At 57.3% G+C, this 14,961-nt stretch carries 15 protein-coding genes and 1 pseudogene; 7 read left to right on the top strand and 9 right to left on the bottom strand.

Translation table 11 applies throughout. The features are described 5' to 3' along the window. Positions 1-8 precede the first annotated feature (8 nt). The gene (locus BLV61_RS29720; protein WP_090469510.1) at positions 9-953 is read left to right on the top strand and encodes a carbohydrate kinase family protein; all 945 of its coding nucleotides are present in this window, start codon (positions 9-11) and stop codon (positions 951-953) included. Positions 954-1,070: 117 nt separating this feature from the next. Here BLV61_RS29720 and BLV61_RS29715 read toward each other — a convergent pair whose 3' ends face one another. Then, on the bottom strand, positions 1,071-2,372 hold the full coding sequence (locus tag BLV61_RS29715) for an OprD family porin (RefSeq protein WP_090469507.1): 1,302 nt from the start codon (positions 2,370-2,372) through the stop codon (positions 1,071-1,073). Between the two features lie 331 nt (positions 2,373-2,703). Here BLV61_RS29715 and BLV61_RS29710 point away from each other — a divergent pair, with 331 nt between their 5' ends. Then, on the top strand, positions 2,704-2,976 hold the full coding sequence (locus tag BLV61_RS29710) for a DUF2790 domain-containing protein (RefSeq protein WP_047528651.1): 273 nt from the start codon (positions 2,704-2,706) through the stop codon (positions 2,974-2,976). A 91-nt stretch (positions 2,977-3,067) separates the two neighbouring features. Continuing rightward, complete coding sequence (locus tag BLV61_RS29705; RefSeq protein ID WP_047528650.1) at positions 3,068-3,463, top strand: hypothetical protein; 396 nt, start codon at positions 3,068-3,070, stop codon at positions 3,461-3,463. On the opposite strand, the gene BLV61_RS29700 is transcribed toward BLV61_RS29705, so the two are convergent. Beyond that, positions 3,460-3,732 carry a DUF1652 domain-containing protein gene (locus BLV61_RS29700; protein WP_047528649.1) on the bottom strand — a complete coding sequence of 91 codons (273 nt, stop codon included), beginning with the start codon at positions 3,730-3,732 and terminating at the stop codon, positions 3,460-3,462. The genes BLV61_RS29705 and BLV61_RS29700 overlap by 4 nt on opposite strands. Before the next feature lie 302 nt (positions 3,733-4,034). Between BLV61_RS29700 and eco the strand changes: the two genes are divergently transcribed. Next, positions 4,035-4,517 carry a serine protease inhibitor ecotin gene (gene eco, locus BLV61_RS29695; protein ID WP_090469504.1) on the top strand — a complete coding sequence of 161 codons (483 nt, stop codon included), beginning with the start codon at positions 4,035-4,037 and terminating at the stop codon, positions 4,515-4,517. Between the two features lie 43 nt (positions 4,518-4,560). Here the strand turns inward: eco and ilvA are convergent, their stop codons facing one another. From ilvA to BLV61_RS29680, 3 genes are all read right to left on the bottom strand, one after another. Next, a complete protein-coding gene (gene ilvA / locus BLV61_RS29690) occupies positions 4,561-5,574 on the bottom strand; it encodes a threonine ammonia-lyase, biosynthetic (RefSeq protein ID WP_090469501.1) in 1,014 nt (337 codons plus the stop codon). Between the two features lie 500 nt (positions 5,575-6,074). After that, positions 6,075-6,998 (bottom strand): magnesium transporter CorA family protein, encoded by a 924-nt coding sequence (locus BLV61_RS29685; protein ID WP_090469497.1) that lies wholly within the window; start codon positions 6,996-6,998, stop codon positions 6,075-6,077. A 7-nt stretch (positions 6,999-7,005) separates the two neighbouring features. After that, a complete protein-coding gene (locus BLV61_RS29680; RefSeq protein WP_090469494.1) occupies positions 7,006-8,592 on the bottom strand; it encodes a RimK family protein in 1,587 nt (528 codons plus the stop codon). 92 nt (positions 8,593-8,684) lie between these two features. On the opposite strand from BLV61_RS29680, the gene rimI reads away from it, so the two are divergent. Then, positions 8,685-9,782 (top strand): ribosomal protein S18-alanine N-acetyltransferase, encoded by a 1,098-nt coding sequence (rimI, locus tag BLV61_RS29675; RefSeq protein ID WP_047528645.1) that lies wholly within the window; start codon positions 8,685-8,687, stop codon positions 9,780-9,782. 52 nt (positions 9,783-9,834) lie between these two features. Here the strand turns inward: rimI and BLV61_RS29670 are convergent, their stop codons facing one another. Both BLV61_RS29670 and BLV61_RS29665 read right to left on the bottom strand, forming a co-directional pair. Next, positions 9,835-10,986, bottom strand: a complete 1,152-nt coding sequence (locus BLV61_RS29670; RefSeq protein ID WP_090469491.1) for a PQQ-dependent sugar dehydrogenase — start codon at positions 10,984-10,986, stop codon at positions 9,835-9,837. Positions 10,987-11,035: 49 nt separating this feature from the next. Continuing rightward, positions 11,036-11,389, bottom strand: coding sequence for a hypothetical protein (locus BLV61_RS29665; protein WP_090469487.1), 354 nt, complete (start codon positions 11,387-11,389; stop codon positions 11,036-11,038). Positions 11,390-11,579: 190 nt separating this feature from the next. Between BLV61_RS29665 and ku the strand changes: the two genes are divergently transcribed. Further along, positions 11,580-12,440 (top strand): non-homologous end joining protein Ku, encoded by an 861-nt coding sequence (gene ku, locus BLV61_RS29660; protein ID WP_090469484.1) that lies wholly within the window; start codon positions 11,580-11,582, stop codon positions 12,438-12,440. 65 nt (positions 12,441-12,505) lie between these two features. Here ku and lpxO read toward each other — a convergent pair whose 3' ends face one another. Then, on the bottom strand, positions 12,506-13,405 hold the full coding sequence (gene lpxO / locus BLV61_RS29655; protein WP_047538560.1) for a lipid A hydroxylase LpxO: 900 nt from the start codon (positions 13,403-13,405) through the stop codon (positions 12,506-12,508). Between the two features lie 337 nt (positions 13,406-13,742). Then, positions 13,743-14,180 carry an EAL domain-containing protein gene (locus BLV61_RS32270; RefSeq protein WP_208604218.1) on the bottom strand — a complete coding sequence of 146 codons (438 nt, stop codon included), beginning with the start codon at positions 14,178-14,180 and terminating at the stop codon, positions 13,743-13,745. A gap of 332 nt (positions 14,181-14,512) precedes the next feature. Here BLV61_RS32270 and BLV61_RS31750 point away from each other — a divergent pair. Then, positions 14,513-14,952 (top strand): annotated as a pseudogene (locus BLV61_RS31750) (site-specific integrase); the annotation flags it as partial. Positions 14,953-14,961 lie beyond the last annotated feature (9 nt).

Below are 14,961 nucleotides of genomic sequence, written 5' to 3'. Positions count from 1 at the left end.
GAACAACTATGTATCTGGTGTGTGGCGAAGCGCTGTTCGATTTCTTCAGTGAAAACGACGCCAGCGGCCTGGCTTCAAAAGTGAATTTCAAGGCGATTGCCGGCGGTTCGCCGTTCAACGTTGCAGTGGGATTGCGCCGCTTGGGCGTGGACGTGGCGCTGTTTGCCGGGTTGTCGACCGACTACCTGGGGCGGCGCTTGTTGCAAGTGTTGCAGGACGAAGGCGTAGGCACCGACTATCTGGTGGATTTCGCGGCGCCGACTACCCTGGCCATGGTCGCGGTCGGGGCCAATGGCTCGCCGCACTACAGCTTCCGTGGTGAAGGCTGCGCCGACCGCCAACTGAAACCGCAACATCTGCCAGAACTGGGGCCGCAGGTGCGCGGGTTGCACATCGGTTCATTTTCGCTGGTGGTGCAGCCAGTGGCTGACACACTGCTGGAACTGGTGCGTCGCGAAAGTGGCCGGCGCCTGATCAGCCTCGACCCGAACGTGCGGCTGAATCCCGAGCCGGATATCGACCTGTGGCGCTCACGGATGGCCACGCTGGTCGAGCACGCCGACCTGATCAAAGTCAGCGACGAAGATTTGAGCCTGCTGTATCCCGGACAAGACCCTGCGCGAGTGATCGATGGCTGGTTGCAACACCGTTGCCAGTTGGTGTTTTTGACCCGGGGTGGCGAGGGCGCAACCGTATTCAGTCGAGCTCATGGTTCATGGTCGACTTCTGCCTGCCCGGTCAATATCGCCGACACCGTCGGTGCCGGCGATACCTTCCAGGCGGCATTGATTACCTGGTTGACCGAGCACCAGCTGGATTCGGTCGAAGGCGTGGGACAACTGAGTCGCGAGCAGATCGATGCAATGCTCAGGTTTGCGGTGCAGGCCGCCGCGCTGACGTGCAGCAAGACCGGACCGGACTTACCGTATCGCCATCAGTTGGACCTTCGCTGAACCGGAAGGCCCTATCGCGAGCAAGCTCGCTCCTACGATTCCTGGTCATGCACAGCGACCGGTGTGGGAGCGAGCTGGCTCGCGATGACGATCCTTCAGGCGCTGAAACAGCCGTGCTTACAACACCGAGAAGTTGTAGCTGACAATCAACCGTGTCTCATCCACATCCCGGGCGAATTTTTCGTAGTTGGTTCGGTACGTCGCGTTACGCAAGCGCAAGCTCACATCCTTGAACGTGCCGCTCTGCACCACGTACTTGAGCTCGCTGTCGCGCTCCCATTCCTTACCTTCCACGTCGCTGCCAGGCACCTTGATGTGATCGCCGTTCACATAGCGGGTCAGGAATGTCAGGCCATCCAGGCCGATGCCCTTGAAGTCATAGTCGTAGCGCAACTGCCATGAACGCTCCTGCGCGGCCGCGAAATCGTTGACTTGCACATAGTTGACCAGGTACGGGTTGGAGCCATCCAGATACGGCATCGAATTGTCGCCGTTCATGCGCTGCCACCCTGCGCTGAACGTATGGCTGTTGATGGCGTAGGCAAGCATTGCGCTCAGGGCGCGGTTGTCGATGGACCCGGCGCGGGCGGCACCGCTGTCGGCACTGTCGATCACGCGCATATCGGCCTTGAGCACACCGCTGCCCAGCGGTTGGTTGCCCAGCAAGCCCACGAACTGCTGGCGGTAAATGTCTTCGAGCTCCGAGTAGTGATACTGGGCTGTCAGGCGATCGTTGATCGTGTAATCGACGCCGTACATATCGAATTGATCAGCGGTGACGTTGCAGGCATAGCGCTTGTTCTTGCAATTCACGCGGATGTCCTGGGCATCGGTGGAGTCCCGGGCGGTGTACTTGTCCAGTCGCGCCGCCATGAGGGTCAGATTGTTCACCTCTTTGGAGGTCAGCATGGCGCCGTTGAACATCGTCGGCAGCAAACGCCCGTCGTTGTATTTGAGCAGTGGCAAATCGGGCCGCAATGCACCGTATTTCAGCACGCTTTTCGAAACCCGCACTTTGGCCGTCAGGCCGAGCTTGGCGTATTGGTCTGCCGAACCGCGCGGGTTTTCCCCACTGGATGGCAGCAGGCCGCTATTACTGCTGTCGGGACTAGAGTCAAGCTTGAAGCCGGCCATGCCCAAGGCGTCGATACCAAAACCGACTGTGCCCTCGGTGTACCCCGACTGCAGGTTGAGAATAAAACCCTGGGCCGACTCGTCACGCTTTGAGGCGCCTTGTTCGGTGGAAGTGTGCCCATCACGGAAATCACGATTGAAATACATCGTGCGCGATTCGATGTTCGCCGTGGTGTCGTCGATAAAACCGCTCGCCTGGCTCGATCCGGTAAATCCGGCGCACAGGACCAGAGCGCCGAAGCCGAATGACTGGCGCACGGTGATAAAGGTAAAGGGGGAACGCATTTAAAACTCCAACAGTGCCGCTTGCGCCAAAGCGCAAGCAGCCAAAAATAGCCTTCATCCAGGCCAATGGTTGGCCTGAAGAAGTGAAAACGCAGGGGGGTGATCGGCAATGATGGCAGAGGGCTTTCTTTACAAGCATACGACCTTAGTCTGAAAGACTCCGCCAAACGGTAGTGACCAGGCGACAGGTGGCATTCAGGCGAGTTAACCAATGCTTAATCACGCAGTCAAACACTCTACTGGACCGCACGCCCTCAGAGCCCTCTGACGCCCAGTGCGGCAGGTTCGACGAAACGTCGAACTGACTTCCGTCTGCACTGGAGATCGCCCCATGAACTCGCGCACCCTGCTCGTTTCCGCCGCCCTGGCCTGTGTCTCATTGACAGGTATGGCTCAGGCCAATGACACCTCCACCACTCAGGCCGTGCCTTCCTATCATTACGGCATGCCGCTGCACGTAGGCAAAGTCATCGCGCTGACTGAACCTGACACCCTGGATTGCAAGGTGATCAACGCGCACATGAAATACATCGATGAGCAGACAGGCAAACCCGCAGAAATCGCCTACAGAAAACTGTCTGATGCTTGTAGTTATCAGAACTGACTGAAAAGTCTGAAATAACACCTTGCGGTATTCGTGAAAGGATTCAGGCGCTATGCTCTAGCGCCTGCCCCCACTGCCGCAAGGATTCGCCATGCAGTTATCGTTTCGCACATTGTCGATATTCACCGCCGCATTATGTCTGCTACTGGCGCTGGTCTGGGGTGTGATGCCCAAGTGGTTGCTGGCGACCTGGGACATCGAATATTCACTGACGGCGGGACTGATGGCACGGCGCATCGCCGTACTGTTTGCGGCGCTGTGCGTGATTTTTTATCGAGTCCGCAATGAAGAGCCTTCCCCCATACGTCAAGCGCTGAGCTATGGCTTTATGGTCGGCTGCTGGGGACTGGCAGCACTGGGTTTCGGCGAATGGCTCAATGGCCATGCCGGTCCGGGCATATTGCTGGCGGTCGGATTCGAACTGGCGCTGGGCCTGGCGTTTTTCCAGACCCAGCGCGTGTCGGCGGAGCTTGAAACAGCGGGCTAACCGACCTTGCCAACCACGTGGCGGTGCTCGCTTTCTGTATGGTGAAGCTGCAGGTCGGAACGCAGTTCGGCGATCAGATCATTGATTTCCCGGCAACCATTCAGACGTTTTGCGTTTATACCCGTCTTCAATAGATCCAGCTGATCGGTTGCACCGTCCGCATAGACTTTCACCGTCATCGATAACTCCGGCGACAGCGAGCATTCACACCGCTTCGGTAGAAAACTGCTTTCAATGATGTTGCGTAGTTCCAAGGCAGATAAAAACATAGTGACCCTCTCCTTCGTGAGACTGCCAATCAACTATCGGCACTGACTCATGTGAAATCCTGGCCAGCTTGAGAACTACTCCAGCATAAAACATGCCTTGAATTTCGCCGTGCAGTTCATCGGTAAATCAATCAGTTATTCAAACGCACTGATTTTTGACCATGCAATTTGCAAAAAAAACATTCAGAAGCCCTGCAATTTGCACACTTCGGTGGCGGGTTTGCATTAGCCATCGATGCCGTCAAAAATAGAGACATGTTTAGTCAGTATCCGCTGACAGCGCACAGAGGCAAGGAGGCAACATGGGTTACTGGACCATTAACACCACCGTTGGGCTGATAGTTGCCGCGCTGCCCAGCGCGGCGCACGCAGCAAAACTTGAAGAAGTCGCGCCCTTTCCCAAACCTGAGAGCGGCTTTGCCCGCCAGGTTATCCACCTCACCCCGCAAGCCCGTGAAGATGATTATCAGGTCGAGATCCTTGCCGGAAAGACCTTGAATGTCGACTGCAATCGGCAACGCCTGGGCGGCATTCTCGAAGAGAAAAACCTTGAGGGTTGGGGCTATCCGTTCTACCGCCTGGAAAAAATCATCGGCCCGATGAGCACCCTCATGGCGTGCCCGGATGGCAAGAGCCACCAGGATTTCGTGCCGGTGGTCGGGGACGGGTTCATGCTGCGCTATAACAGCAAGCTGCCGATCGTACTGTACGTGCCCAAGGACGTTGAGGTGCGTTATCGAATCTGGTCCGCCTCCAGCAAGGTCGATAAAGCCGTCGAAGAGTAGCCGTGAAGCGGACGGACGGCGTCCACTTGCCGACTGACTCGCTTCACGCCGGGGCGTCGCATAATGCGGCGCGCTCGGCCACATGCCGCAAACTGTCGAAATTGATGTTCGCACCCGAGTCGATGGCCACGAAGGTCTGGCCGCGGGCTGCACTTTTTGCTACGTACTTCTTGATGCCAGCCACCGCCAATGCGCCAGAAGGTTCGGTGATCGAGCGGGTATCGTCATAGATATTCTTGATGGCGGCGCAGAGTTCGTCATTGCTCACGGTCAGTACCTCATCGACGCAAAACCGGCACACCTCGAAACCATGGGCGCCGATCTGTGCGACGGCCACGCCATCGGCGAACGTGCCGACGCGCGGCAGAACGACGCGCTGATCCACCTGTAATGCTGCCTGCAAGCAAGCGGAATGTTCCGACTCGACGCCGATGATGCGTATTTCTGGGCGAAGGTATTTGATGTACGCCGCGATTCCGGCGATCAAGCCGCCACCGCCCACCGGTACGAAAATCGCGTCCAGCGGACCTTGATGCTGACGCAGGATCTCCATGGCCACGGTGCCCTGCCCCGCGATCACATCCGGGTCGTCGAAGGGCGAAACAAAAGTCTTCCCGGTTGTTTGCGCCAGGTCCAGCGCAAAGGCCAGGGCAAATGGAAAGCTCTCGCCATGCAACAACGCTTGTGCGCCACGGCTGCGCACCCCGAGCACCTTCAGTTCCGGTGTGGTGGCGGGCATCACGATCGTTGCGTCGATCCCCAGCTCACGCGCAGCCAGTGCCACGCCCTGGGCATGATTTCCCGCCGACGCCGTCACCACGCCCCGCGCTTTTTGCTCAGGGCTCAGTTGGACCAGTTTGTTGTAGGCGCCTCGGATCTTGAAGGAAAAGGTCGGTTGCAAGTCTTCGCGCTTGAGCAGGATTTGATTGCCCAATGCCGCGGACAACGCCGGCGCCGCTTGTAACGGCGTGCGCACCGCCAGCTCATAGACTGGCGCAGCAAGGATCTTTTTGACGTAATGCTCAAGCAGGGATTTTTGGGCGGGCACGCGGGTCATGATCGTCTCCTGACATTGATCAGAGCCCCGAGACAGAAAATGAAAACCCGCCTCTAGGGCGGGTTGGGTGCTGCAGTCGTGAGCTAGCCCGCCAAATGAGGAATGGCGGTAATAATGCTTGGCTGGCAGCGCAATACGGTGGAAGTCATGCCCGAAAAATAGCCGGGCGCTGATGGCAAGTCAATGGCCAATTTTCACTCGGCGCGGTAGTTGTTTCGCTAAAGGCTCAATTCGAAATTAGCGTCGTTGTCGAGATAGCTATCGCGGGCAAGCCCTCCCACAGTATTTTTGTCGCCGACAGATTCCGCATACAGCCACCGACCCTGTGGGAGCGGGCTTGCCCGCGAAGGGGTCATCAAATTCAACATCACTGGCGAGTGAAAAACCGCCTTCGCTGGCAAGCCAGCTCCCACCATTTATTTGGTCGTTCACCGATTCCGCATACATCCAATGACTCGGGGGCGGGTTTACCCGCGATGGCAATCTGAACGTTGCCACATTCACTTCGCCAAACGCTTCAACCACAGCACCATCCCACCTGCCCCGAACATCATTGCCAGCAAAAACAACGGATAAGAAAGCCACCACGGGGTCCCTGCCGTCATCATGCTGAACTCGGACATGCCGCCGATACTCGCGATCAGGTTCAATGGCAAAAACACCACGTTGATCAATGTCAGTTTGCGCAGCAGGTTGTTCATGCTGTTGTTCATCAGGTTGCCCCGGGCGTCGATGAGCCCTGAGAACACCGTCGAGTAGATTTCCGCCTGCTTGTAGCACTGGTTGTTTTCGATGATCAGGTCGTCGATCAGGCCAATGGCATGGGCGCCGAAGTGCTCCTTTTCCGCATGATTGCGCAACCGGGTCAGCACCGCGCCGTTACTGTGAATGGCGTTGATGTAATAGATCAGGCTTTCGCTGAGATTGAACATCTGGATCAAGTGCTGGTTCTGCATCGACGCGTTGAATTTCTGCTGCAACTCGCGGGCAACCATCTTGATCACCTTGAGGTGCCCCAGGTAGTGATGGATGTTGTTGAACAGCAATTCGAGCAGCACATCCAGGGGCGTGTTCAGCGGCTGGCGCTTGCCGAGCCCGCTGAGGGGCGCATCGTCGGTGGCGATCACCAGCAAGCGATCCGGGCAAAACAGCAGGCCGCAGGACGACACTTCGAAGGCCAGGCTGTCGGCGCCGGAGTAATTGTCCGGTCGCTTCCAGATCAAGAAGAGGTTGTCCGGATGAAACTCGATGCGCGACACCTCGTCCGGGTCGAGCGCCGAGGCCAGGGCATGATCATCCAGCTTGAAATGACTGTGCAGCAGGTCCCGTTCGGCGGCGTCGGGATTGCTGAACAACATCACCTCGGCGTCCAGCCTTTCGACCGCGTGCAGCGTGCCGTGGGTCAATTGATAACTTTTGATCATGGGCCGCTCACCAGGCCTGGCCGCGACGCTTTAGCTCCAGGCGCCTGACGAACTCTTCCAGCACCAGTGAATACAGATCGTCCTGCAAATAGGCGTCTTCGATACCGGCGTCCATGTTCGGGTTGTCGTTGACCTCGATCACTACCACTTTGTCGCCGGACTGCTTGAGGTCGACGCCGTACAAGCCATCGCCGATCAGATTCGCGGTCTTCACCGCCAGTTCCACTACCGCGCGGGGGGCTTCGTGAACCGCCAGGGTCCGGCATTCGCCATTGATGTCCTGGCCCTTGGCCTTGTGGTTGTAGATCTGCCAGTGCCCCTTGGACATGAAGTACTGGCAGGCAAAGATCGGTTTGCGGTTGAGTACACCGATGCGCCAGTCGTACTCGGTGTAGAAGAATTCCTGGGCCAGCAACAGCACCGAGTGTTCGAACAGCTCGGCCGTGGCTTCGAGCAATGCTTGCTGGCTTTCGACCTTGATCACGCCTCGGGAGAAACAGCCGTCGGGAATTTTCAGCACCAACGGAAAACCCAGGCGCTCGCCGACCCGTTCGAAGTCCTCCGGTCGTTCCTTGTAGAGGATTTCAGTGGCAGGCATGCCCAGTTGATGGCTTTTGAGCAGGTCTGTCAGGTACACCTTGTTGGTGCAGCGCAGGATGGAGGTCGGGTCGTCCATCACCACCAGCCCTTCGCTCTCGGCTTTCTTGGCGAAACGATAGGTGTGGTTGTCGACGCTGGTGGTCTCGCGGATCAGCAAGGCGTCGTACTCGGCAATTCGCGCGTAATCCTTGCGCTCAATCAACTCGACGTCGATACCCAGGGTCTTGCCGACCCTGACAAAGTTGTCCAGTGCCTTGGCATTGGACGGCGGCAAGGCTTCCTGGGGATCGTGCAATATCGCCAGATCATAACGAGCCAGGCGCCTTGATCGCGGTAATCGCCAGATCTTTCGACTAAACGTGTCCAGCGCATTCGCAAACTGATCTTCCTGATCTTCACGTAACTTGTGCAAGGCACCAAACTTTATACCTTCGATGTGCCAACCGTTAGTTCGGCGAAACTCAACTAACAGAATCGGACAGGCAAACACTTCAAATAGTTGGCGCGCCAGATCCTGTAAAGGTTCGATGTTGGTTTTGCCGAAATACAAGGTCAGGGTGAAGCCTTCGGTGTCACTGTAGAGATGATGGCTGAGGGCCTTTTCCAGGGTTTTGTCCAGGTCATCCAGCGCCAGCCCATACAGGGACTTGCGTGTCAGCTCGCTGATGGTACGCACCGATGGAATGACCTTGTGCCCCCGCGCCTCGGCCAGTAGCGAGCAGTAATAGCCATGCCCCAGGTATTTGTAGCTGCGGCACAGGTTGATCACCTGGACGCGTTTGCCCTGGTCATTGTCACGGGTTTGCTCAAGGTACTCCTGGGCCGTAACGATGTCTTCACTGGGGAAGTAAGAGGCCCAGTCTTCCTTGCGTTCGACAATGATAATCAATTGGCTGGAAGTTCTATTCGCATCATTTAAATAAGTTGCAGAAGTGATTGCTGTCGGCAAAGTTTGTTCGGATACTTCGCGCCAATGACCCTGTACCGCTGACATAGTGATTGATCCGTTGGAGAACAAGACCTTTCCTATTAAGCACGAACTTTTTCGAAAGTCCCGTTTCGTTACGCAACTTTTACGGTGGTCATATGAATCTGATTTTTCGGTTGGCGGTCACTGAGGATCTACCGGCACTACTGCAACTTGAAGAACAGTGTTTCACCACGGATAGGCTCAACAGTCGCAGCTTTCAATGGATGATCAATCGGGCACACGGCCAACTGCTGGTGGCCCAGCGCGGCGAGAACCTGGTGGGGTATGCCGTTGTGCTATTCCATCGAGGTACGTCGCTGGCGCGCCTGTATTCGATCGCGATCGCGGTTCAGGCGCGGGGCAGCGGTTTGGGCAAACAATTGCTCGAGCGCATCGAAGCCTGTGCACTGGAGCACGATTGCGCCTATTTGCGGCTGGAAGTGCGCATCGATAACCCGGCGGCCATTGCCCTGTATGAGCGCAATGGCTATCGGCGCTTCGCCTTGATTCACGACTATTACCAGGATCACGCCGACGCGTTGCGCCTGGAAAAGCGCATTCTTGAGCACCGCGCCTCACGAAACATCCAGGTGCCCTATTACCCGCAAACCACCGATTTCACCTGCGGCCCGGCCTGCCTGCTGATGGCCATGGGTGCTCTGCAACAGGGCCGTGTGCTGGAACGCCGCGAAGAACTGCAGATCTGGCGCGAGGCGACCACCGTGTTCATGACGTCCGGTCACGGTGGTTGCAGCCCACAGGGTTTGGCATTGGCGGCCTGGCGACGGGGATTTCGGGTGCGCCTGCAACTCAGCATGGCCGGCCCTTTGTTCCTCGACGGTGTGCGCGACGCGCATAAAAAAGACGTCATGCGCCTGGTGCACGACGAGTTCACACTGCAATTGCAGGCCACCGATGTCGAGTGTGTGATGGGCGGGGCGTTGAACCTGCCACGACTGCTGGAGCACGGGGGACAGCCGTTGGTACTGATCAGCAGCTATCGACTGACCCGTTCGAAATCTCCGCATTGGGTGATTGTCACCGATTGCGACGACGAATTCGTCTACCTGCATGATCCCGATGTGGATCACAGCCAGCATCGCCAACCCATGGACTGCCAGCATCTGCCGGTCAGCCACGGGGAATTCGACAAGATGTGCACTTTCGGCCGGGACAAGCTGCGGGCGGCGGTCATTTTGTATCGTTGTGAGTGAACGCCCCGTTTTCTGTGGCGAGGGGGCTTGCCCCACGCCACAGGTATCCGCGTTACTTCAATCCCACCCTGTACAACCCGCCGTTTTCTTCATCGGTCAGCACGTACAAGTAACCATCCGGCCCCTGTCGCACATCGCGAATGCGTTTGTTCAGCTCACCCAACAAGCGCTCTTCGTGGACCACCCGATCACCGTCGAACTGCAAGCGGATCAACTCCTGAGTCACCAATGCACCGATAAACGCATTGTGCTGCCAGGCCTTGAATCGGTCGCCGTCGTAGAACGCCAGGCCGCTGAGGCCGGGGGATTGCTCCCAGACATGGTGCGGTGCGACGGTACCTACGGCGGTTGTGCCTTGAGCTTCCGGGATCGGCTGGCCGGAGTAGTTAATACCATGGGTGGCCAGCGGCCAGCCGTAATTCTTGCCACGCTCGATGATATTGACCTCGTCTCCGCCCTTGGGACCGTGTTCGTTTTCCCAAAGAGTGCCGGTCCAGGGGTTAAGCGCAGCGCCTTGCGGGTTGCGATGGCCGTAGGACCAGATTTCCGGACGCACACCGGCCTGACCGACAAAAGGGTTGTCGTCCGGCACCTTGCCGTCGGGGTAGATCCGCACCACCTTACCTTGCAGTTTGTCGAGGTCCTGGGCGGTCGGGCGGTCGTTGTTTTCTCCCAGGGTGATGAACAGATAGCCATCCCGGTCGAACACCAGCCGCGAGCCGAAATGGTTGCCGACCGACAGTTTCGGTTCCTGGCGAAAAATCACCCGAAAATCCTTGAGTGACGTCAGATCTTCGGACAGCCGCCCGCGACCGACGGCGGTCCCTGCCTTATCCCCCTGGCCACCGCCTTCGGCATAGGACAGGTAGATCGTACGGTCTTGCTTGAAGTCGGGTGACAGCGCCACATCCAGCAATCCACCCTGCCCCCTGGCCCAGACCTTGGGCGCGCCGCTGATGGGTGCCGACAGTTTTCCGTCAGGCGTCACCAGCCGCAGATGGCCGGGCCGTTCGGTCACCAGCATGCCCTGGCGGTCAGGCAGAAACGCCAGGGCCCAGGGATGTTCCAGCCCAGTCACAATCGGAGTGACTTCAAGCCTGCCCTGCTCGCTCTGCATTTCCTGAGCCGGCGCTGCCAGGGCGGACAAAGTGGTGGTCATCAAGGCGCTGGCGCAGACAGTGGCCAGCAGCGTTCTACGCAACATGCACGATTCCTTTTGTCAGGAAAATGCCCAACAGCCTGGCTGCCGGCCATCAAGGATTACGGGTGTCCGAGTCTCGATGAGGCGGATTGGGAATGAATTTGGGTGGGCTGGCGGGCGCCGGGCGATCCTGGGGATAGCGATTGCCGATACCGCCGTTATCGAGGGTCGGTGGCCTCGGTACCGGCACAGTGTTCGGCCCGCGGATGGCCGGCGCATTGGGCTGCGTGCCCTGCATGCTGTTTGGATTGGCGCGGCGAATCGGGCTGTTGTAGGGGTTGTTGTTGCCCGGCAGGTTTTGGGCGATCTGCAACGACGCACCTGCCCTTGCAACTTCAGCCTGCACCGATTGGCTGATGACGCCGCTCAGGGCGAGCGTGATGAGGACAAGCATGCCTCGGTTCATGGGGAGCCTCTCGACGTGAGCCAGAATAGAGTCTTCGATAGCACGCTACGCTCGGGGTTCGTATTTGTTAACAAAAACCTCCGACAAGATGTAACACGACGTTGACGCCCCATCGCGGCAGGGCTCAAGGCGGCTGAAACTTTTTCAAGAGGCCATGGGTCACCTGATCATCACTCACGAGTAGACGACCATGGCGCGGGCAATCTGGAAGGGCGCAATCAGTTTCGGCCTGGTGCACATCCCCGTGGCGCTGGTCTCGGCAACGTCTTCCCAAGGGGTGGATTTCGACTGGCTCGACAGCCGCAGCATGGATCCGGTTGGCTACAAGCGCGTCAACAAGGTCACCGGTAAAGAAGTCACCAAGGAACACATCGTCAAAGGTGTCCAGTTCGAAAAGGGTCGGTACGTGGTGCTCAGCGAAGAGGACATTCGCTCGGCGCATCCTTTGTCGACCCAGACCATCGACATTTTTGCCTTTGTCGATAGCGACCAGATTCCCTTGCAAAACATCGACACACCTTACTATCTGGCGCCGGATAAACGCGGGGGCAAGGTTTATGCGCTGTTGCGCGAAACGCTCACCCAAACCCAAAAAGTCGCCCTGGCCCGCGTGGTGCTGCATACCCGCCAGTATCTGGCCGCGCTCATGCCGCTGGAATCGGTCATCGTCCTGATGAAATTGCGCTGGCCGGCGGAAGTACGCAGCCTGGACGAGTTGGCGTTAGGCCCTGACGTGACCAAGGCTGAGCTGACCAAGGGCGAACTGGATATGGCCAAGCGACTGGTGGAGGACATGAGCGCCGAATGGTCGCCGGATGACTACCGGGATGAGTTTGAAGACAAGATCATGGCCCTTGTGGAGAAGAAAGCCCACGAAGGCAAGATTGAGGACGTTGAAACAGCCACCGGCGAAGAGCAACGCAAAACAGCGGATGTCATTGACTTGACCGAGCTGCTCAAACGCAGTCTGGGCAGCAAGGCGCCAGGCAAGGCGACCGCAAAGCCCAAGCCGTCCGCCAAACCGGCGGCGAGAAAAAAAGCCAGCACGTAATGGGCGGGCCGCCCAGGATCATCGCAGGCAAGCCCGCGACGCCCTCGGTCGGCCCGGCGAAAGAATCAGACGAGGATGAAGATGGCCAGCAACCCGCCAAAGATTGCCCACTTTTCCAGGTAATAGCGTGTGCGGTTGCGCTTTTTCAGGTCTTTGCCGCGCAGACGAATTTTGTAGATTCTGCCGAACAGTCGATTGATGCCGCCGGTTTTGTCACCCGCCTCATTCGGCGCGCCGGCCGCCGCCATCACATTGCGGCTGAACCAAGTGTTGAACGCGGCCGCCCAGCGATACTTCATCGGGCGTTCAACGTCGCAAAACAGAATGATGCGGTTCTGCTCGGTGGCATTTTCAGCGTAATGGATGTAGGTCTCATCGAACATCACCGCTTCACCGTCGCGCCAATGGTAGTTCTCGCCATCGACATTGATGTAGCAACCTGCATCGTTGGGGGTTTCAAGACCCAGGTGATAACGATAGGAACCGGCATACGGGTCGCGGTGACGTACCAGTTTCGAGCCCGGAGGCAATTCGGCGAACATCGCAGCCTTGATCGAACCGATGCTCTGCACCAGTTCGGTGGTGCGCGGACAGAGTTTCATCGCCGATGGATGGCTGTCGCCGTACCACTTGAGGTAGAAGCGTTTCCAGCCTGATTTGAAGAACGAGTTGAAACCGACATCGTCGTACTGGCTCGAGCGTTTGATCTCCCCTGCCCGCAACAGGTTTTGGCCTTCGGCGCGGATTTCTTCCCAGTGAGCCTGCAACGGGCTCAGGTCGGGAAAGTCGGCAGGATTGAGGAAAGGTTTGTTGGGTATCTTCGAGAAGAGATAGAGGAAGCAATTGATCGGGGCCAGAAACGTCGAGTGATCACTCAACTGGCGGCCCAGCTTGTGTCGCACCTGCCCTCGCAGATGGACGTATGCGATGGAGACAACATAGATAGCGGCAATAATGAGTTTCACGGAAATCGTCACACGTCAGAAGTGAACAAACTGCACCCCTTGGCAGCCCTGGCCCAGGGGTTTGTGCAGAGTCTTAATACGAAAGCTGTCCCGAGGGCACATCCTTGAGCCGGCGCTGCTTATCGGCACCCGATGATCGGTGGCATTTTAGCCACAATTTGTAACCAAAAGTGAACCGAAGCCGCGAAAAACTGTCCGCTCATACCGCCAAAACATCGCCACTGCCTTTTTGCCTTATGGCTTAGAGAGCCAGCCCACCCAAACTTTACGGGCCCCCTGATTGACCGGCCTCAGCGCGCTTCGACTTGGGCCAAGCGCTTCACATGCTCCTGTCCACTTATTGCCAGATGGATCTTCCGCTTCTGACCGGGGTGCGTTTCCCGTGATCCGAATGGCGGAACGGGGACTGATTCGGTACTGCCTCAACCCTGGCTATGAATCGCCCCCTGTTACTAGAATAATTCGGATTGCCAAATTTCTCTCTGCTCCGAAAGTTCAAGAGCATCCGCAACCTCAATCTCGCGTTGAGCCTCGACCTTCCTGACGAATTCTGGAATTTGATCTGTGGGCAATGGCCGGCTAAACAAATATCCCTGAGAAACTCCCACTGCGCCGGTGTTTCCACCCCCTCGGCAATAGTGATTAAACCCACGCTATGAGCCATTTGTACGATGGTCTTGACTATGGCTCGATCATCGGCATCGATTGCGATATCACGCACGAAAGACTGATCGATTTTGAGTTTAAAAATCTTGAACTTCTTGAGATAGCTCAACGAGGAATACCCGCCCCAAAGTCTTCACTGGACATGCGTACCCCGCGCGAGTGCAAGTTGTCCATGATCTCGATGGCGGAATGAAAAGGTGAGGCAGCCAAACCTGGTAGTAAATGACCAACCAATGGAAGCACCATGTGAAGAGTGCACCCGCCAAATTGCAATCTGTTCGATCTGAGGCTATTTGTTTAAGCATTGACATGATTACCACCACCCTCCTGCGCGGCCACGGCGTGGCCTTCTCCGGGTGTTCGTCGCCATGCTCTGATCAAGCTCTCGGCGACTCTGGAAGCCGCAGTTGCCCAAGCGCTGATCAAGAAGAACCCGGCTAACGCACCAAAACCGGAAAAATCGTTTCGTACCACTCAACGAACGTGCACTGCATGCGCTGGAGTTCGCCCGCCAGTACGCCGTGCGACCTGCAAAAGGCGTCGGCCTGGTAAAGACCACGCCCCAGGTGTTCCCGCCGTTGAAGAACAGCGAGTCCACCAAACAGACCTCCGATCTGCACAACCAGTGGGTGCCGGCACTCCAGGCACTGGCGATGCCTTATCGACCACCGTACAACTGCCGTCATACTTATGCGACAATATGCTCAATGTCCAACATGAACCCCGCATTCATCGCTCAGCAGCTTGGCCACAGTGTCCAAAGGTTGCTGACGACGTATGCGCGTTGGCTCAACTCAAGCTCAGACTGGGCGGAGCTGGAAAAGCTCCAGATTGGTATCAAATCGGTATCAGGCAAAAAAAGACCAGCTCTAACCCATTGATAGGTAAGG

Origin of the sequence: Pseudomonas mohnii, from assembly GCF_900105115.1 — a bacterium.
GTDB classification, from domain to species: Bacteria; Pseudomonadota; Gammaproteobacteria; order Pseudomonadales; family Pseudomonadaceae; genus Aquipseudomonas; species Aquipseudomonas mohnii.
The sequence above is the reverse complement of the archived record's forward strand: the minus strand, read 5'-3'. Positions and strand labels throughout refer to the sequence as shown.